The following is an 18,618-nucleotide window of genomic DNA, read 5'->3' on the forward strand; positions in this document are numbered from 1 at the left end:
GTAGGCCGGATAAGGCGCAGCCGCCATCCGGCAATGCCATCACCGCAACTTCATCCGCAACAACCGCAGCGCATTCAGCGTCACCAGCACCGTGGCCCCGGTATCCGCCAGCACCGCCAGCCACAACCCGGTAATGCCAAGCAGGGTGGTGACGAGGAAGATGCCTTTCAACCCCAGCGCGATGGCGATGTTCTGCCGCACGTTGGCGTGGGTGGCACGCGCCAGACGCAGCATTTGCGCCAGACCGGTTAAGCGGTTGTGCGTCAGCGCGGCATCGGCGGTTTCCAGCGCCACGTCGCTACCGCTACCCATCGCAATGCCAATGGTAGAGGCTTTCATGGCTGGCGCATCGTTAATACCATCGCCGACCATCGCCAGCGGCGCTTTCGCATTCAACGCCGTCACCTCGGTGACTTTATCCGCCGGCAGCAGCCCGGCGCGGAAATCGAGCCCCAGCTCGCCCGCAATGGCCGCCGCCGCGCGTGGGTTATCGCCGGTCAGAATAATGCCCTGAATACCCAGCGTGTGCAGGGTGTCGATGGCTTCGCGGGCGTCGTCACGTAGCGTATCGCGCAGCGCCAGAATACCCAGTAGTGTCTCTTCGCGTGTCACCAGCACTACCGTATTACCGGCTTTTTCCAGTTCTTCAATCTGCATCTGATGAGCATCTGCCGGGAATTTACCCGCCGCGCAAATCAGAATGCGTTGCCCATTAACGTTCGCTTCGATACCGGAACCTGCCAGCGTGCGCTGGTTGTCGGCTGTGGGTAGCGGTAGCTGGCGCTGCTGCGCTTCACGAACAATGGCCTGCGCCAGCGGGTGCGTTGAGCCTTGCTCCACGGCGGCGGCCAGCGCCAGCATACTGTTTTCGTCAAGTTCCGCGGTAGCGACAACGGATGTCACCTGCGGTTTGCCGACGGTCAGGGTGCCGGTTTTATCAAACGCCACCTGCTGTACGCGGCCCAGCTGTTCCAGCGCCGCGCCGCCCTTAATCAACGCGCCATAGCGTGCAGCGGTTGCCAGGCCAGAGGTAATCGCCGCCGGCGTGGAGATAACCAGCGCGCACGGGCAGCCAATCAGCAGCAGCGTCAGACCTTTGTAGATCCACTCCAGCCACGGTGCGGAAAAGGCCAGCGGCGGCAGCAGCGCAACCAGCAGCGCCACGACCATAATCGCCGGGGTGTAGATGCGGCTGAAACGGTCAATAAAGCGCTCAATCGGCGCGCGGCGCTCTTCCGCTTCTTCAATTAAACGCAGAATGCGGTCGATAGCGCTGTCGCCAGGCTGTGAAGTCACGGTGATTTGTACCAGACGATCGACGCTGGTCGCTCCGGCGCTGACGCGCTCGCCCGCACTGTGTTCCACGGGGATAGATTCACCGGTTAAGGCGCTTTCATCAAAGCTGGCAAAGGGAGAAAGCAGCGTGCCGTCGGCAGGTAAGCGCCCGCCAGCCGCTACTTCAATCACATCGCCAGGGCGTAAATCCTGCTGCGCGACGGTTTCACGCTGGTCGCCACGCACGCGCACGGCGGTGTCGGGTTTCAGCGCCATCAGCGCGCTCACGCCCTGACGCGCGCGGGTCGCCGCCCAGCCTTCGAGTCGTTCGCCGATTAAAAACAGCAGCAACACCATCGCCGCTTCCGCCGTCGCGCCAATAAACAGCGCGCCAATCGCCGCGACGCTCATCAGCGTTTCAATGGCAAACCAGCTGCCGCTTTTGATCAGGCGTAACGCCTGACGCGCCACCGGATAGAGGCCGACCAGCGTCGTCGCGATAAACGCGGCGTTCCCGAGAGGGTGATTGAAATGCTCCAGCCCCCAGCTGATCACCATCAGCAGCGTCAGCAGAATAAGGGGGAGATTTTCACGCAGGCGGGAAGGGGCTTGTTCCGTTTTCGGTGCGTTTTCGCCGCGCAGCGTGTACCCGGCGGCGGTGACCGCGCGTTCGACCTGGTCGCGAATATCGTTATCGGCATCGACCAGCAGCTTTTCGGTGGCGAACAGCACTTTGACCTGTTTAACGCCGGGGATCTGGCTTACCGCCGTTTCGACTTTGCGGGCGCAGGCGGCGCAGTCCATGCCATCGACAAGCCAGCTGTAGCGGGCATCCGGCAGATTTTCGGCAACGGTTGATGCGCACTCGCCGTCGCAGCAGCAGTCGTCCGTTTTGGCAGGCGCAAGGGTAAACTTCAGCGAGGAAAACTGCGGCGCTTTAGCGGGCTTCGTCTCTGGAGTCGACATGGTATCCTCCGGTTAATGATCGTTGTTTCATTAAACGCAGCATACACTCTGGAGTCGACTCCAGAGTCAAGAGCCATTTTATAGATAGAGCGCGCGGACGATCAAAAAGTGTCCGGCGAAGTAGCAGGCCGACGAAATGGCGTTATCGGCGCGGAAACGGTAGCGATAATGGCTAACCAGCCAGACGATATTGCCCAGCAACAGCAGTGCCGCACCTACGAAGCCTGAAAGCGCCGGGCTGGTGGGACGCAGGAACCACAGTTCACCCGCCAGCCAGACCATCACCAGCGTCATGGCGATAAAGGTGGCGACCGGGATACGCAGCTCTTCCAGTTTGCTCCATATAACCGCCAGCAGCAGCGCGCCAATGACCAGCAGCACCAGCGGCAGCGGCCAGAAGAAGCTGAGGGTCATCTGGCTGGCAAACCAGATGGTGTACAGCAGATGCGACAGGAAGAATGCGCCGATGGCATAGAGCAGGCGCTGGCGCGGCAGTAGCGTTAGCGCATCGCCAACCAGTGAGGCGCAAAGCCCCGCGACGACCAGATAGCCAACCGCCTCAAACATCGGTGCTTGCCAGGCGAGAAACAGAAGAAGAATAAGGGTAACCGGTTTAAATACCCAGCGCTGCCAGACCGGGCCACGGTAAGATGCATCGACATAAAGCCATGCGGATAAGCAGACAGCAATAAACGACCAAAGCATATTATGTCCCTGTTATCATTAGTGGGGTATTACACGCGTTGTCCTGGTCTTCAGTGTAGTGTTCATGAGCGCCTAATGACAATCGCCTTCCATGCCGTATCGCCCGAATTCCGTAAATTCCTATGAGATGTGATGATGAGTAAGATGCCGTTATTTTTTGTCGTCGTGGTCGCAATTATCGTGATTGCCGCATCGTTTCGTTATGTGCAGCAGCGGCGGGAAAAACAGGAAAACGAGGCTGCACCGCTGATGCAAAAGCGCGTCACGGTCAGTAACAAGCGGGAAAAAGTGCTCAACGATCGTCGCTCGCGCCAACAAACGGAAATCCCGGCGGGCAGTTCAATGCGCTATGACGTGAGCTTTAAGCCGGAGCAGGGCGGGCTGGAGATGCATTTTCGCCTCGACGACGCGCAGTATCATGCGCTGACGGTGGGCGACAAAGGCGTGCTGAGTTATAAAGGTTCGCGGTTTGTGGCGTTTGAGGCGGAGAGTTTGGGGCAGTGATGGTGGTTGTCGGGTGGCGCTACGCTTACCCGACCTACGGTTTGCACGTATTTGTAGGCCGGATAAGCGCAGCGCCATCCGGCAAAAAACCGCACATTACTTCTTCTTCGGGGTGATTTTTTTCTGCCACACCAGCAATTCAAAAACGCCAAACAGGAAGATGCGTACCTTCTCCGCTTTGCTCATCTGCGGGCCATCTTTCGGGATGGTGGACTGCAACAACGCCATTTGCATGCCGTGCATCAGCACCATAAACACCAGCGCGACGTTAACGAAAATATTCAGCGGGCGCGGGAAAGGCTGGAAAAGATTGAGCAGCAAAAACGCCCATACGCACAGCATCAGCAACCGACCCAGATTAATCAGCATCCTTTTCTCCTTGTGCTTCACGATGGTACAGGCGGTATGCCACCTGACCGGCAACCTTCTCACGGTGCAGTTCCCAGCTTACCGGCACCGCTGGCAGGCCATTTTCCACTTCGCTTTCAACATAGATAAGCGCATCGTCCGCCAGCCAGCCGTTGTTCTCCAGCAGGGCGAGCGTTTCAGCGAGCAGCCCTTTACGGAACGGCGGATCGACAAAAACGATATCATGCGGCGTGCCCGGCTGGTTGAGGAATGAGAGCGTATTCGTATTCACGACTTTGCCCTGATTTGCCTTCAGCGTGGCGAGATTTTTCTGTAACTGCTGGGCGACCTGTTTGTCCATCTCCAGCAGCGTTGCGCCTGCCGCATAGCGCGACAGCGCTTCCAGCCCGAGCGCGCCGCTTCCGGCGAAGCAGTCCAGACATTGGGCATCGACCATTGACGGCGCCAGCCAGTTAAACAGGGTTTCACGCACGCGATCGGTGGTGGGACGCAGGCCGGGGCTGTCCGGCACCGGTAATTTTCGGCCACGCCATTGGCCGCCGATAATTCGGATCTGGCCGCTGCCCGCAGAGGTTGGTTTCTTCATTTTATTGCTCAGGTCGCTCTTTTGGCCTGCTATTCTAACGATCTGCTTACTTCGGCGAAACCTTAATCCGCAGGCGGTGATGCGCGCCGCGTTAAGTGGTAGACTAACCGACTAATTTCATCATTATTTTAGCTTTCGCCCCTGTTATGGCGAAACAGCGCCATAAATAAACCGCGAGGAGTTAAGTCGCAAATGGCAAAAGAGAAGAAACGTGGCTTTTTTTCCTGGCTGGGCTTTGGGCAAAAAGAACAGCAGCAGGACGTTGAATCTGAACAAAAAATCGAAGAACAGGCGGCGGTAGAAACGCAGCCTGAGCAGGATGACACGGCGGTTGTCGAGGCACCTGCTGAACACACTCAGCAGGAGAGCGAAGCGTTCGCCGCCGAGGTGGTTGAGGTTACCGAAGAGGTTGCGGAAAGCGAAAAGCCGCAGCCGGTTGAGATTGTTGAACCTGTAATCGTGCCAGAAGCGGTAATTGAGCACGAAGAACTGCCGCTGCCGGAAGAGATTGCGCAAGACATTGCTGAGCCGCAAGTGCAGCCGGAAGAGGTTATCGTTGAAGAGGTGATTGAGCCTGTTCAGGAGGCCGAACCGCGAGTTGAAGAGGTCGCGGTTGTTGAGCCGGTGGTTGAAGAGCCCGTCGTTGAAACATCGGTTGCTGAAGAACCCGCAGTCGTAGAGCCTGTCGCCGAAGAAATTCTCGTCGAAGACGAGCCGGTGATTCGCGATGAAGAACTCGAGGTTCAGGCGCTGGCCGCGGCTGATGCCGCAGAAAACGCTATCGACGACGAAACCGTTGAAGCGCAGCAGGAACAAGAAAAACCGACCAAAGAAGGTTTCTTCGCGCGCCTGAAACGCAGCCTGCTGAAAACAAAAGAAAATCTCGGTTCCGGATTTATCAGCCTGTTCCGTGGCAAGAAAATCGACGATGATCTGTTTGAAGAGCTGGAAGAACAGCTGCTGATTGCCGACGTCGGCGTGGATACCACCCGTAAAATCATCAGCAGCCTGACCGAAAGCGCCAGCCGCAAACAGCTTCGCGATGCCGAAGCCCTGTACGGCCTGCTGAAAGATGAAATGGGCGATATTCTCGCAAAAGTGGATGAACCGCTTAATATTGAAGGCAAAACCCCGTTCGTCATTCTGATGGTTGGCGTCAACGGCGTGGGTAAAACCACCACCATCGGTAAGCTGGCGCGTCAGTTCGAGCAGCAGGGCAAATCGGTGATGCTGGCGGCGGGTGATACCTTCCGTGCGGCGGCGGTGGAGCAGCTCCAGGTGTGGGGCCAGCGTAACAATATTCCGGTGGTCGCGCAGCATACGGGCGCGGACTCCGCATCGGTGATTTTCGATGCTATTCAGGCGGCGAAGGCGCGTAATATCGACGTCCTTATCGCTGATACCGCAGGGCGTTTGCAGAACAAATCGCACCTGATGGAAGAGCTGAAGAAAATCGTCCGCGTCATGAAAAAACTCGACGTTGAAGCGCCGCATGAAGTGATGCTGACGATTGACGCCAGCACTGGTCAGAACGCAATCAGCCAGGCCAAATTGTTCCATGAAGCCGTTGGCCTGACGGGAATTACGCTCACCAAACTGGACGGTACCGCGAAGGGTGGGGTTATCTTCTCTGTGGCTGACCAGTTCGGTATTCCGATTCGCTATATCGGCGTCGGCGAACGTATCGAGGACTTGCGTCCGTTTAAAGCGGGCGATTTTATTGAGGCACTTTTTGCCCGAGAGGACTAACAATGATTCGCTTTGAACACGTCAGCAAAGCCTATCTCGGCGGGAGACAAGCGTTGCAGGGAGTGACCTTCCATATGCAACCAGGCGAGATGGCATTCCTGACCGGCCATTCCGGCGCAGGGAAGAGTACCCTGCTGAAGCTTATCTGTGGGATTGAACGGCCCAGCGCCGGGAAAATCTATTTCAGCGGGCATGATATCAGCCGCCTGAAAAACCGTGAGGTGCCGTTCCTGCGTCGCCAGATCGGTATGATTTTCCAGGATCACCATCTGCTGATGGACCGCACCGTGTTTGATAACGTGGCGATCCCGCTGATTATTGCCGGGGCAAGCTATGATGATATCCGCCGCCGCGTCTCGGCAGCGCTGGATAAAGTCGGGCTGCTCGACAAAGCGAAAAACTTCCCGATTCAACTTTCCGGCGGTGAGCAGCAGCGCGTGGGCATCGCCCGTGCGGTGGTGAACAAGCCTGCCGTACTGCTGGCGGATGAACCAACGGGTAACCTCGATAACGCGTTGTCGGAAGGCATTCTGCGCCTGTTTGAAGAGTTTAACCGCGTTGGCGTAACGGTTCTGATGGCGACGCACGACCTGGGCCTCATCTCCAGCCGCGCTTACCGCATGCTGACGCTGAGCGACGGCCATTTGCATGGAGGCCACACGGGTGAATAAACGCGAAGCAATGAATCAAATCCGCCAGTTTGGCGGCAGGCTGGATCGTATTCGTCAATCGGTGGGGAAAGGCGGCGGTGGACGTAACGCGCCAAAACGCCCGAAAGCCGCACCGAAACCGGCTAACCGCAAAACCAATGTGTTCAACGAGCAGGTGCGTTATGCCTGGCAGGGCGCATTACAGGATCTGAAAAGCAAGCCGTTCGCGACGTTCCTGACGGTGATGGTGATCGCCATCTCCCTGACTCTGCCGAGCGTCTGCTACATGGTCTACAAGAACGTGAACACGGCGGCGTCGCAATATTATCCGTCGCCGCAGATTACGGTCTACCTGCAAAAAACGCTGGATGACGATGCAGCAGCGCGCGTGGTCGCGCAGTTGCAGGCGGAGCAGGGCGTTGAGAAGGTCAACTATCTTTCCCGTGATGAAGCGTTGGGCGAGTTCCGCAACTGGTCCGGCTTCGGCGGGGCGCTGGATATGCTGGAAGAGAACCCGTTGCCTGCGGTGGCGGTGGTGATCCCGAAACTCGATTTCCAGGGCACCGAGTCACTCAACACCCTGCGTGACCGCGTAGCGCAGGTAGATGGCGTGGACGAAGTGCGTATGGATGATAGCTGGTTTGCGCGTCTGGCGTCGCTGACCGGGCTGGTGGGCCGCGTATCCGCCATGATCGGCGTGCTGATGGTGGCGGCGGTATTCCTCGTCATCGGTAACAGCGTGCGTCTGAGCATCTTTGCCCGTCGCGATACCATCAACGTACAGAAACTGATTGGCGCAACGGATGGTTTCATTCTGCGTCCGTTCCTCTACGGTGGCGCGCTGCTCGGTTTTTCCGGCGCATTTCTTTCACTGATTCTGTCAGAAATTTTGGTGATGCGGCTCTCTTCTGCGGTGACAGAAGTGGCGCGCGTTTTCGGAACTCAGTTTGAACTCAGTGGCTTATCGTTTGATGAGTGCCTGTTACTGCTGCTGGTGTGCTCGATGATCGGCTGGATTGCGGCATGGCTTGCCACCGCACAACATTTACGTCGATTTACTCCCGAGTAATAAAGTTCTGTTATACTCTTCCCCTGCTACGAGTTCCCGTTAGCAGGGGATACGTTCCACTCTTACCTTTCCCCTGCCCTCGCTTATCGAGTGTCACATTTTGTGCGTAATCTATTCACAGTGTTGCATTGAACTTGTGGATAAAATCACTGTCTGATAAAAGAGTGAATGATAATCTCGTTGCTCAAAAGCTCTGGCACGGTTGTTGCTCAACGGCCAGACGATATTGATTGAGAGGATTGAATGACCAAAGAAATGCAAAATTTAGCTTTAGCCCCTGTTGGTAACCTGGAGTCTTACATCCGGGCTGCGAACGCATGGCCGATGTTGACGGCTGATGAAGAGCGGGCGCTCGCTGAAAAGCTGCATTACCAGGGCGATCTGGAAGCAGCTAAAACGCTGATCCTGTCTCACCTGCGCTTTGTTGTTCATATCGCTCGTAACTACTCGGGCTATGGCCTGCCGCAGGCGGACTTAATTCAGGAAGGTAACATCGGCCTGATGAAAGCCGTTCGTCGCTTCAACCCTGAAGTCGGCGTGCGTCTGGTCTCTTTCGCCGTACACTGGATCAAAGCGGAAATTCACGAATACGTACTGCGTAACTGGCGTATCGTGAAAGTCGCGACGACCAAAGCACAGCGTAAGCTGTTCTTTAACCTGCGTAAAACCAAGCAGCGTCTGGGCTGGTTCAACCAGGATGAAGTCGAGATGGTCGCGCGCGAACTGGGCGTATCCAGCAAAGATGTCCGTGAAATGGAATCCCGTATGGCGGCACAGGACATGACCTTTGACATGTCTTCCGACGACGAGTCCGACAGCCAGCCAATGGCGCCGGTGCTTTACCTTCAGGATAAAACGTCTAACTTTGCCGATGGCATCGAAGACGATAACTGGGAAGAGCAGGCGGCCAACAAGCTGACTGACGCGATGATGGGTCTGGACGAACGTAGCCAGGACATTATCCGCGCCCGCTGGCTGGACGAAGACAACAAGTCGACGTTGCAGGAACTGGCCGATCGTTACGGCGTTTCCGCTGAACGTGTACGTCAGCTGGAAAAGAACGCGATGAAAAAACTGCGCGCCGCGATTGAAGCGTAACCGCGCAACGCGTTAAGCAGTACCCGATAACCCCTGGATGCGAGTCCGGGGGTTTTTGTTTTTTATCGTGCACATTCTCAGGTAGGCCGGATAAGCGAAGCGCCATCCGGCAATCGCTATCGGCACCGAGAATGTCATAAATTTGTTACATCCCTTCCAAATTTCTCGTTTCAAAATCCGAAAAATGGGGTATGTTTTTAGCAGACTATGCTGCTATGGCACCGCATGCATCGGTTATTACTAATATCATATGCTTATCTTATAGATAAAAGCAGAATAACGTGTCACACAACAACATCACAACAAATACAATCACCATAACAATGGGGAACCTCAGGATGAACATGAAGGGTAAAGCGTTACTGGCAGGATGTATTGCGCTGGCGTTCAGTAACATGGCTTTCGCTGAGAACATTAAAGTCGCGGTCGTGGGCGCGATGTCTGGCCCGGTTGCGCAGTATGGCGACCAGGAGTTTACCGGTGCTGAGCAGGCGGTTGCGGATATCAACGCCAAAGGCGGCATCAAGGGCAATAAGCTGCAAATCGTAAAATATGATGATGCCTGTGACCCGAAACAGGCGGTCGCGGTAGCGAACAAAGTGGTTAACGATGGCATCAAATATGTTATCGGCCACCTTTGCTCATCCTCCACTCAGCCCGCTTCTGATATCTATGAAGATGAAGGCATTCTGATGATCACCCCGGCGGCGACCGCTCCGGAACTGACCTCACGCGGTTATCACCTGCTGCTGCGTACCACCGGCCTGGACTCTGACCAGGGCCCAACCGCGGCGAAATATATTCTCGATAAAGTGAAGCCGCAGCGTATCGCTATCGTGCACGATAAGCAGCAGTACGGTGAAGGCCTGGCGCGTGCCGTTCAGGACAACCTGAAGAAAGGCAACGCCAACGTGGTCTTCTTTGACGGTATTACCGCAGGCGAGAAAGACTTCTCGACCCTGGTCGCGCGTCTGAAGAAAGAGAACATCGATTTCGTCTACTTCGGCGGCTATCACCCGGAGATGGGGCAGATCCTGCGTCAGTCTCGCGCGGCTGGCCTGAAAACTCAGTTTATGGGGCCAGAAGGCGTGGCGAACGTTTCGCTGTCTAACATCGCGGGCGACTCTGCGGAAGGTCTGTTAGTGACCAAGCCGAAGAACTATGATCAGGTTCCGGCGAACAAACCGATTGTGGATGCGATTAAAGCGAAGAAACAGGACCCGAGCGGCGCGTTCGTGTGGACCACCTATGCTGCGCTGCAATCACTGCAGGCGGGCCTGAATCAGTCTGAAGACCCGGCGGAAATCGCAAAATACCTGAAAGCGAACTCCGTAGAAACCGTGATGGGGCCGCTGTCATGGGATGAGAAGGGCGACCTGAAAGGCTTCGAGTTCGGCGTGTTTGACTGGCATGCGAACGGCACGGCGACTGACGCCAAATAAGGCTATTCCTTGAATAATAGGCCTCGGTTTAGGACCGGGGCTTTTTTTTGCCTGTTTTTAATACAACTATTGCCAACATTGTTAACTGGCGTATAGTTGTTGTACGGTAATTTTCCGTACAAAATGAAGTTGAAAATTAAGAGGCTGTTATGCCAGCACTAAAAAAACAGCGGATCGATCTCCGGCTGAGTGATGATGATAAAAGCATGATTGAGGAGGCTGCGGCGATCACTAATCAGTCCGTGACGCAGTTCATGCTGAACAGCGCCTCGGAAAGGGCGGCGGCTGTCATCGAAGAGCATCGACGCATCGTCTTAAATGAGGACTCCTGGAAACGCGTGATGGATGCGCTTGATACACCTCCGGAGCCGAACGAAAAACTGAAACGCGCAGCGAGACGTCTTTTAGACATGGAGTAGAGCGTGCAAGACTTGATTATTGAGATTCTCCAGGATGACGTGGAGTATGACTGGCGTCAGTTTGATTGCGGCGAAGCGTCGTTGAATCTCTTTTTGAAAGAGCATCTGCGCCGCCAGCATGATGGCAAAGTCTTGCGGGGTTATGTGCTCAGAAACAGGAATGTAGTGTTAGGGTATTACACCTTGTCCGGGAGCTGTTTTGAGCGGCTGGCGCTGCCTTCGAAATCAGGGCAGAAGAAAATTCCTTATCAGAACATCCCAAGTGTTACGTTAGGCAGGCTGGCTGTGGATAAATCGCTTCAGGGAGAAGGGTGGGGTTCGCTGCTGGTGACACATGCCATGAAAGTGGTGTATCAGGCCTCGCAGGCCGTGGGAATTTATGGCCTGTTTGTCGAAGCGCTGAATGATAAAGCCCATGCTTTTTATCTTTCGCTGGGCTTTATCCCGCTGGTTCGGGAGAATCGTCGGGCGCTGTTTTATCCTACCCAATCAATCGAGAGACTGTTTACCGCTTCTCCCACCCATCCGCCTGCGCCGTAAAGCCCAGCGCCTGCATAAACGCCGCCATTACGCCGCGGTCTTCCACGCCGATATCCGCCATCCACCAGCTGGATGCCTGCGCGTTATCCGCCAGCGTTTCTTCCAGCAGATATTGCCCCACGCCACGACGGCGGGTGATTTCGCGCACGCGCAGTGAGTCGAGCGTTGCCTGAGTGCCTTCGAGCGTGACGCGCACGGCGCCGAGCAGGCGCTCGTTAAAACGAGCCGCATAAATACGGTGGTTGTCATCAAGGGCGAGCGTGTCGATGTCGTACTCCGGCCATATTTTTGCCAGATCGAGACGATCCTGTTCGCTGAAGTGCTGTAAGCGGATGATGGTCAGTTTCATTCGAAAAAATCCTGCCAAAACGGGTAACTGAGTGTACCTAATTTTCCTTTCAGGGCGATTCTGTTTTTCATCCATTCATTAGTTGATTAGTTTTTTTAGCCGGATAAAGGCAGTCTTATTCAATATGGATTGAAAAATAAGCAGTGTTTTACCCTGAAAAGTAGTGATTTATTCCGCCTTATGTACCGTTATTTTATGCTGAATTCTGGACTTTTTTTGTTTATCTCGGCAGAAATACAGAATATTATCTCTGCTTAATAGACTGAAAAATAGAGATTTTAGTCTGGTTATAGCCAAAAAACTGCGCTAAACCATTAAAGAGACTGGTAAAAATAGCGTTGTTTAAAAAAAGAACAAAGTGCGTTTTAACCATAAAACTACAAAATAAATAAATCACGTCACGAGTGGGGATCCATAAAAATGAGACCGAATGCGAAAACAGCGATCGCAGGGTTGATCGCACTGGCAATGTCGCATGTTGCGATGGCAGAGGATATTAAAGTCGCCGTAGTCGGCGCGATGTCTGGCCCGGTCGCCCAGTGGGGCGACATGGAGTTCAACGGCGCGCGGCAGGCGATTAAAGACATCAACGCCAAAGGCGGCATTAAAGGCAACAAACTGGTTGGCGTGGAGTATGACGACGCGTGCGACCCGAAACAGGCCGTTGCCGTGGCCAACAAAATCGTCAACGACGGCATTCAGTACGTTATCGGTCACCTCTGCTCCTCCTCCACGCAGCCGGCTTCCGACATCTATGAAGATGAAGGCATTCTGATGATCACGCCGGGCGCAACTAACCCGGAACTGACGCAGCGTGGCTATCAGCACATCATGCGTACCGCCGGTCTCGACTCCTCTCAGGGCCCGACCGCCGCGAAATATATTCTGGAGAAGGTGAAACCGCAGCGTATTGCCATCATCCACGACAAACAGCAGTACGGTGAAGGCCTGGCGCGTTCCGTACAGGACGGCCTGAAAGCGGGTAAAGCCAATATTGTCTTCTTTGACGGTATTACTGCGGGTGAGAAAGATTTCTCGGCGCTGATCGCACGCCTGAAAAAAGAGAATATCGATTTCGTTTACTTCGGCGGCTACTACCCGGAAATGGGCCAGATGCTGCGCCAGGCGCGTTCCGTCGGCCTGAAAACCCTGTTTATGGGCCCGGAAGGCGTGGGTAACGCATCACTCTCTAACATCGCGGGCGATGCCGGGGAAGGGATGCTGGTAACGATGCCGAAACGCTATGACCAGGAACCGGCCAACAAAGCGATTGTGGATGCCCTGAAGGCGCAGAAGAAAGATCCGAGCGGCCCGTACGTGTGGATCACCTACGCGGCGGTGCAGTCTCTGGCAACCGCGATGGAGCGTACCGGCAGCGATGAGCCGCTGGCGCTGGTCAAAGATTTGAAAGCAAACGGTGCGAACACCGTGATTGGGCCGCTGAAATGGGATGAAAAAGGCGATCTGAAGGGATTTGAGTTTGGTGTCTTCCAGTGGCACGCCGACGGCTCATCAACCCCGGCGAAGTAACTGTCATCCCACCCTCCGGGCGCAACACCCGGAGGGGTTGAAAAAGGTCATTCTATGTCAGAGCAGTTTCTCTATTTCATGCAGCAGATGTTTAACGGCGTTACGCTGGGAAGCACCTATGCATTGATCGCCATCGGTTACACCATGGTTTACGGCATTATCGGCATGATTAACTTCGCCCACGGCGAGGTGTATATGATCGGTAGCTATGTCTCCTTTATGATCATCGCCGCCCTGATGATGATGGGTATTGATACCAGCTGGCTGCTGGTTGCCGCCGGGTTTATTGGCGCGATTATTATCGCCAGCGCCTACGGCTGGAGTATTGAACGCGTCGCGTATCGCCCGGTGCGTAACTCCAAGCGCCTGATCGCGCTGATCTCCGCCATCGGGATGTCCATCTTCCTGCAAAACTACGTCAGCCTGACGGAAGGTTCGCGCGACGTCGCGCTGCCGAGTCTGTTTAACGGTCAGTGGACGATTGGCAGCAGCGAAAACTTCTCGGCCAGCATCACCACCATGCAGTTGGTTATCTGGATTGTGACCTTTATTTCCATGCTGGCGCTGACGCTGTTTATCCGCTATTCCCGCATGGGCCGTGCCTGCCGCGCCTGTTCGGAAGACCTGAAAATGGCGAGCCTGCTGGGTATCAACACGGACCGCGTGATTGCACTCACCTTCGTAATTGGTGCGGCAATGGCGGCGGTAGCGGGTGTGCTGCTCGGCCAGTTCTACGGCGTGATTAACCCGTATATCGGCTTTATGGCCGGTATGAAAGCCTTTACCGCGGCGGTACTGGGGGGTATCGGCAGTATTCCTGGCGCGATGATTGGCGGCCTGATCCTCGGTATCGCCGAGGCGCTCTCTTCTGCTTATTTGAGTACGGAATACAAAGACGTGGTGTCGTTCGCCCTGCTGATTCTGGTGCTGCTGGTGATGCCGACCGGTATTCTGGGTCGCCCGGAGGTAGAGAAAGTATGAAACCGATGCATTTTGCAATGGCGCTGCTCTCTGCCGTCATGTTCTTTATTCTGGCGGGCGTCTTTATGGGCGTTCAGTTACAACTGGATGGCACCAAACTGGTGGTGGGCTCGGCGGCGGATATTCGCTGGCAGTGGGTTTACATCGGTACGGCGGTGGTCTTCTTCTTCCAGTTGCTGCGTCCTGTTTTCCAGAACACCCTGAAAAACGTCTCCGGGCCGAAGTTTGTTCTGCCGGCGATTGACGGCTCCACCGTTAAACAGAAACTGTTCCTCGTGGCGCTGCTGGTGATTGCCGTGGCGTGGCCGTTTATGGTTTCGCGCGGTACGGTCGATATCGCCACCCTGACCATGATTTATATCATTCTCGGCCTCGGGCTGAACGTGGTGGTTGGCCTCTCTGGCCTGCTGGTGCTGGGCTATGGCGGCTTTTATGCTATCGGCGCGTATACCTTTGCGCTGTTGAACCACTATTACGGGCTTGGTTTCTGGACCTGTTTACCGTTGGCGGGGCTGGTTTCGGCGGCGGCGGGCTTCCTGCTTGGCTTCCCGGTGCTGCGTTTGCGCGGTGATTATCTGGCGATTGTCACCTTAGGCTTTGGGGAAATCGTTCGCATTCTGCTGCTCAATAATACCGAAGTGACCGGTGGCCCGAACGGGATCAGCCAGATCCCTAAACCGACCTTCTTCGGTCTGGAGTTCAGCCGTTCCGCGCGTGAAGGCGGCTGGGATACCTTCAGCAACTTCTTTGGCGTAAAGTACGACCCGTCCGACCGCGTGATCTGGCTCTATCTGGTGGCGCTGCTGCTGGTGGTGTTCTCGCTGTTCGTGATTAACCGCCTGCTGCGTATGCCGCTGGGCCGTGCGTGGGAAGCGCTGCGTGAAGATGAAATCGCCTGCCGCTCGCTGGGCCTGAGCCCGACGCGCATCAAGCTGACCGCCTTTACCATCAGCGCCGCGTTTGCCGGTTTTGCCGGTACGCTGTTTGCCGCACGCCAGGGCTTTGTCAGCCCGGAATCGTTCACCTTCGCCGAATCCGCTTTCGTGCTGGCGATTGTGGTTCTGGGCGGAATGGGCTCGCAGTTTGCGGTTATTCTCGCGGCGATTCTGCTGGTGGTCTCGCGTGAACTGATGCGCGACTTTAATGAATACAGCATGTTAATGCTGGGTGGTTTGATGGTGCTGATGATGATCTGGCGTCCGCAGGGCTTGCTGCCGATGACCCGTGTGCAGATGAAGTTGAAAAACGGGAAAGCGAAAGGAGAGCAGGCATGAGTCAGCCATTATTATCCGTTAGCGGCCTGATGATGCGTTTTGGCGGCCTGCTGGCGGTCAACAACGTCAATCTGGAGCTGCATCCGCAGGAGATTGTCTCCCTGATTGGCCCGAACGGCGCGGGGAAAACTACGGTCTTTAACTGTCTGACCGGCTTCTACAAACCGACGGGCGGCACCATCATGCTGCGCGACCAGCATCTGGAAGGGCTTCCGGGCCAGCAAATCGCCCGTATGGGCGTGGTGCGTACCTTCCAACACGTGCGCCTGTTCCGCGAAATGACGGTGATTGAAAACCTGCTGGTGGCACAGCATCAGCAGCTGAAAACCGGCGTTTTCTCCGGCCTGCTGAAAACTCCGTCATTCCGCCGTGCTCAGAGCGAAGCGCTCGATCGCGCCGCGACCTGGCTTGAGCGTATTGGCCTGCTGGAACACGCCAACCGTCAGGCGAGCAACCTGGCCTACGGTGACCAGCGTCGTCTGGAGATCGCCCGCTGCATGGTCACGCAGCCGGAAATTCTGATGCTCGATGAACCCGCTGCGGGCCTCAACCCGAAAGAGACCAAAGAGCTGGACGAACTGATTGCCGAACTGCGTAACGCGCACAACACCACCATTCTGCTGATTGAGCATGACATGAAGCTGGTGATGGGTATTTCGGACCGCATCTACGTGGTGAACCAGGGCACGCCGCTGGCGAACGGTACGCCGGAGCAAATTCGTAATAACCCGGACGTCATTCGTGCGTATTTAGGTGAGGCATAAAATGGAAAAAGTCATGTTGTCTTTTGACAAGGTCAATGCCCACTACGGCAAGATTCAGGCGCTGCATGAGGTGAGTCTGCATATCAATCAGGGCGAAATCGTCACCCTGATTGGTGCCAACGGCGCGGGGAAAACCACGCTGCTGGGCACGCTGTGCGGCGACCCGCGCGCCACCAGCGGGCGCATCGTCTTTGATGATAAAGACATTACCGACTGGCAAACCGCGAAAATTATGCGCGAAGCGGTAGCGATTGTCCCGGAAGGGCGTCGCGTCTTCTCGCGCATGACGGTGGAAGAGAACCTGGCGATGGGCGGCTTCTTTGCCGAACGCGACCAGTTCCAGGAGCGTATTAAGTGGGTATACGAACTCTTCCCGCGTCTGCACGAGCGCCGAATTCAGCGTGCGGGTACGATGTCCGGCGGTGAACAGCAGATGCTGGCGATTGGTCGCGCGCTGATGAGCAACCCGCGCCTGTTGCTGCTGGATGAGCCTTCGCTTGGCCTGGCGCCAATCATTATTCAGCAGATTTTCGACACAATCGAACAACTGCGCGAGCAGGGGATGACCATCTTCCTCGTCGAGCAGAACGCCAACCAGGCACTGAAACTCGCTGACCGCGGCTACGTGCTCGAAAACGGCCATGTGGTGCTCGAAGATACCGGCGATGCCCTGCTGGCGAACGAAGCGGTAAGAAGCGCGTATTTGGGCGGTTAACGCACATGCCCGGTGGCGCTGCGCTTACCGGGCCTACAATATCAATACTCATCAGGCCGGGTAAGGCGTCGTCGCCACCCGGCTTTATTGTGCCTGAATCGTACCTATACGTGCCCCACCTCCCATTTTCCTGTCACCGCAGCGTCATCGTCTTGCCATCCCTCTGACGCCTGACTATCTTTTTTTTGTAATAAAAACGTTATTTTTCTGTAATTCGAGCATGTCATGTTACCCCCGCGAGCATAAAACGCGTGAAATCGCGCATTCGAAACAACAAGAGAGATAATCAATGAAACTGTTACGACATACAGCCTCAGGATTGGCGCTCAGTCTGGTATTTGTTGGCCAGGCGCTGGCAGTGACTAACATTCCGTTCTGGCATTCGATGGAAGGGGAGTTGGGTAAAGAAGTTGATTCTCTGGCGCAGCGTTTCAATGCCGCCAACCCGGATTACAAAATTGTGCCTATCTACAAGGGCAACTACGAACAGAACCTGAGCGCGGGTATCGCCGCGTTCCGTACCGGGAATGCGCCGGCGATTTTGCAGGTGTATGAAGTGGGCACCGCCACAATGATGGCGTCGAAAGCCATCAAGCCGGTGTATGAGGTGTTTAAAGACGCCGGGATTAACTTTGATGAGTCGCAGTTTGTGCCGACGATTTCCGGTTATTACTCCGATGCGAAAACCGGGCATCTCCTTTCTCAGCCATTTAACAGCTCCACGCCTGTTCTCTACTACAACAAAGACGCCTTCAAAAAAGCGGGCCTGGACCCGGAGCAGCCGCCGAAAACCTGGCAGGACTTAGCGGCCTATACCGAAAAACTGAAAGCGGCGGGAATGAAGTGCGGCTACGCCAGCGGCTGGCAGGGGTGGATCCAACTGGAAAACTTCAGCGCCTGGAACGGCCTGCCGTTTGCCAGCAAAAACAATGGTTTTGACGGCACGGATGCGGTGCTGGAATTCAACAAACCGGAGCAGGTGAAACATATCGCGCTGTTGCAGGAGATGAACAAGAAGGGCGATTTCAGCTACGTGGGCCGTAAAGACGAATCGACCGAGAAGTTCTATAACGGCGATTGCGCGATGACCACCGCGTCGTCGGGTTCCCTGGCGAACATCCGTCAGTACGCCAAATTCAACTACGGCGTGGGCATGATGCCGTACGATGCCGACGCCAAAGGCGCGCCGCAAAACGCCATTATTGGCGGGGCAAGTCTGTGGGTGATGCAGGGTAAAGACAAAGAAACCTACACCGGGGTGGCGAAGTTCCTCGAATTCCTGGCGAAGCCGGAAAACGCCGCCGAATGGCATCAGAAAACCGGTTATCTGCCGATCACTACCGCTGCCTATGACCTGACCCGCGAGCAGGGCTACTACGACAAGAACCCGGGTGCAGACACCGCCACGCGTCAGATGCTGAACAAGCCGCCGCTGCCGTTCACCAAAGGGCTGCGTCTGGGCAACATGCCGCAGATCCGCGTCATTGTCGATGAAGAACTGGAAAGCGTGTGGACCGGTAAGAAAACGCCTCAGCAGGCGCTGGATTCTGCCGTCGAGCGCGGGAACCAGTTGCTGCGTCGTTTTGAGAAATCGACGAAGTCTTAATGTGAAATGCCGGGTGGCGGCTGCGCC

19 protein-coding genes are annotated in these 18,618 nt (G+C 55.6%); 14 read left to right on the top strand and 5 right to left on the bottom strand.

Annotated elements, in window-relative coordinates:
• Window positions 1–39: 39 nt before the first annotated feature.
• Window positions 40–2,241 carry a Zn(II)/Cd(II)/Pb(II) translocating P-type ATPase ZntA gene (gene zntA / locus G163CM_RS19305; RefSeq protein ID WP_231826003.1) on the bottom strand — a complete coding sequence of 734 codons (2,202 nt, stop codon included), beginning with the start codon at window positions 2,239–2,241 and terminating at the stop codon, window positions 40–42.
• Window positions 2,242–2,319: 78 nt separating this feature from the next.
• Window positions 2,320–2,946: a lysoplasmalogenase gene (locus G163CM_RS19310; protein ID WP_015962618.1), complete on the bottom strand. Its 627-nt coding sequence runs from the start codon at window positions 2,944–2,946 to the stop codon at window positions 2,320–2,322.
• A 135-nt stretch (window positions 2,947–3,081) separates the two neighbouring features.
• Between G163CM_RS19310 and G163CM_RS19315 the strand changes: the two genes are divergently transcribed.
• Window positions 3,082–3,450, top strand: coding sequence for a DUF2500 domain-containing protein (locus tag G163CM_RS19315; RefSeq protein WP_041686152.1), 369 nt, complete (start codon window positions 3,082–3,084; stop codon window positions 3,448–3,450).
• Window positions 3,451–3,546: 96 nt separating this feature from the next.
• Here G163CM_RS19315 and G163CM_RS19320 read toward each other — a convergent pair whose 3' ends face one another.
• Window positions 3,547–3,819, bottom strand: a complete 273-nt coding sequence (locus tag G163CM_RS19320; protein WP_231826004.1) for a DUF1145 family protein — start codon at window positions 3,817–3,819, stop codon at window positions 3,547–3,549.
• Complete coding sequence (gene rsmD / locus G163CM_RS19325; protein WP_149464099.1) at window positions 3,809–4,405, bottom strand: 16S rRNA (guanine(966)-N(2))-methyltransferase; 597 nt, start codon at window positions 4,403–4,405, stop codon at window positions 3,809–3,811. Before rsmD ends, G163CM_RS19320 begins: the two co-directional genes overlap by 11 nt.
• Before the next feature lie 192 nt (window positions 4,406–4,597).
• Between rsmD and ftsY the strand changes: the two genes are divergently transcribed.
• The 7 genes from ftsY to G163CM_RS19360 all read left to right on the top strand — a co-directional run bounded on the left by ftsY (window position 4,598) and on the right by G163CM_RS19360 (window position 11,372).
• On the top strand, window positions 4,598–6,154 hold the full coding sequence (ftsY, locus tag G163CM_RS19330; RefSeq protein ID WP_231826005.1) for a signal recognition particle-docking protein FtsY: 1,557 nt from the start codon (window positions 4,598–4,600) through the stop codon (window positions 6,152–6,154).
• Between the two features lie 2 nt (window positions 6,155–6,156).
• Window positions 6,157–6,825, top strand: a complete 669-nt coding sequence (gene ftsE / locus G163CM_RS19335) for a cell division ATP-binding protein FtsE (RefSeq protein WP_015962623.1) — start codon at window positions 6,157–6,159, stop codon at window positions 6,823–6,825.
• Entirely contained in the window at window positions 6,818–7,873 is a 1,056-nt protein-coding gene (ftsX, locus tag G163CM_RS19340) for a permease-like cell division protein FtsX (RefSeq protein ID WP_015962624.1), read from the top strand. Before ftsE ends, ftsX begins: the two co-directional genes overlap by 8 nt.
• A 243-nt stretch (window positions 7,874–8,116) precedes the next feature.
• Window positions 8,117–8,971: an RNA polymerase sigma factor RpoH gene (gene rpoH, locus G163CM_RS19345; protein ID WP_015962625.1), complete on the top strand. Its 855-nt coding sequence runs from the start codon at window positions 8,117–8,119 to the stop codon at window positions 8,969–8,971.
• Window positions 8,972–9,309: 338 nt separating this feature from the next.
• Window positions 9,310–10,413 carry a branched chain amino acid ABC transporter substrate-binding protein LivJ gene (gene livJ / locus G163CM_RS19350; protein WP_041686153.1) on the top strand — a complete coding sequence of 368 codons (1,104 nt, stop codon included), beginning with the start codon at window positions 9,310–9,312 and terminating at the stop codon, window positions 10,411–10,413.
• A gap of 149 nt (window positions 10,414–10,562) precedes the next feature.
• On the top strand, window positions 10,563–10,832 hold the full coding sequence (locus tag G163CM_RS19355; RefSeq protein ID WP_015962628.1) for a type II toxin-antitoxin system TacA family antitoxin: 270 nt from the start codon (window positions 10,563–10,565) through the stop codon (window positions 10,830–10,832).
• A 3-nt stretch (window positions 10,833–10,835) separates the two neighbouring features.
• The gene (locus G163CM_RS19360) at window positions 10,836–11,372 is read left to right on the top strand and encodes a GNAT family N-acetyltransferase (protein WP_231826006.1); all 537 of its coding nucleotides are present in this window, start codon (window positions 10,836–10,838) and stop codon (window positions 11,370–11,372) included.
• Here G163CM_RS19360 and panM read toward each other — a convergent pair.
• Window positions 11,338–11,721: an aspartate 1-decarboxylase autocleavage activator PanM gene (gene panM / locus G163CM_RS19365; RefSeq protein ID WP_149464105.1), complete on the bottom strand. Its 384-nt coding sequence runs from the start codon at window positions 11,719–11,721 to the stop codon at window positions 11,338–11,340. The genes G163CM_RS19360 and panM overlap by 35 nt on opposite strands.
• A gap of 420 nt (window positions 11,722–12,141) precedes the next feature.
• Between panM and livK the strand changes: the two genes are divergently transcribed.
• The 6 genes from livK (at window position 12,142) to ugpB (ending at window position 18,591) form a co-directional block, all read left to right on the top strand.
• Window positions 12,142–13,251: a high-affinity branched-chain amino acid ABC transporter substrate-binding protein LivK gene (gene livK / locus G163CM_RS19370; protein ID WP_015962631.1), complete on the top strand. Its 1,110-nt coding sequence runs from the start codon at window positions 12,142–12,144 to the stop codon at window positions 13,249–13,251.
• Between the two features lie 54 nt (window positions 13,252–13,305).
• Window positions 13,306–14,232: a high-affinity branched-chain amino acid ABC transporter permease LivH gene (gene livH / locus G163CM_RS19375; RefSeq protein WP_149464107.1), complete on the top strand. Its 927-nt coding sequence runs from the start codon at window positions 13,306–13,308 to the stop codon at window positions 14,230–14,232.
• Entirely contained in the window at window positions 14,229–15,506 is a 1,278-nt protein-coding gene (locus tag G163CM_RS19380; RefSeq protein WP_015962633.1) for a high-affinity branched-chain amino acid ABC transporter permease LivM, read from the top strand. The genes livH and G163CM_RS19380 overlap by 4 nt, the downstream gene beginning before the upstream one ends.
• A complete protein-coding gene (livG, locus tag G163CM_RS19385; RefSeq protein WP_015962634.1) occupies window positions 15,503–16,270 on the top strand; it encodes a high-affinity branched-chain amino acid ABC transporter ATP-binding protein LivG in 768 nt (255 codons plus the stop codon). Before G163CM_RS19380 ends, livG begins: the two co-directional genes overlap by 4 nt.
• A 1-nt stretch (window position 16,271) precedes the next feature.
• Window positions 16,272–16,985 (top strand): high-affinity branched-chain amino acid ABC transporter ATP-binding protein LivF, encoded by a 714-nt coding sequence (livF, locus tag G163CM_RS19390; protein ID WP_015962635.1) that lies wholly within the window; start codon window positions 16,272–16,274, stop codon window positions 16,983–16,985.
• Between the two features lie 289 nt (window positions 16,986–17,274).
• Window positions 17,275–18,591, top strand: coding sequence for a sn-glycerol-3-phosphate ABC transporter substrate-binding protein UgpB (gene ugpB / locus G163CM_RS19395; protein WP_113858407.1), 1,317 nt, complete (start codon window positions 17,275–17,277; stop codon window positions 18,589–18,591).
• Window positions 18,592–18,618: the final 27 nt, after the last annotated feature.

It is taken from the genome of Pseudocitrobacter corydidari (assembly GCF_021172065.1).
GTDB lineage: Bacteria > Pseudomonadota > Gammaproteobacteria > Enterobacterales > Enterobacteriaceae > Pseudocitrobacter > Pseudocitrobacter corydidari.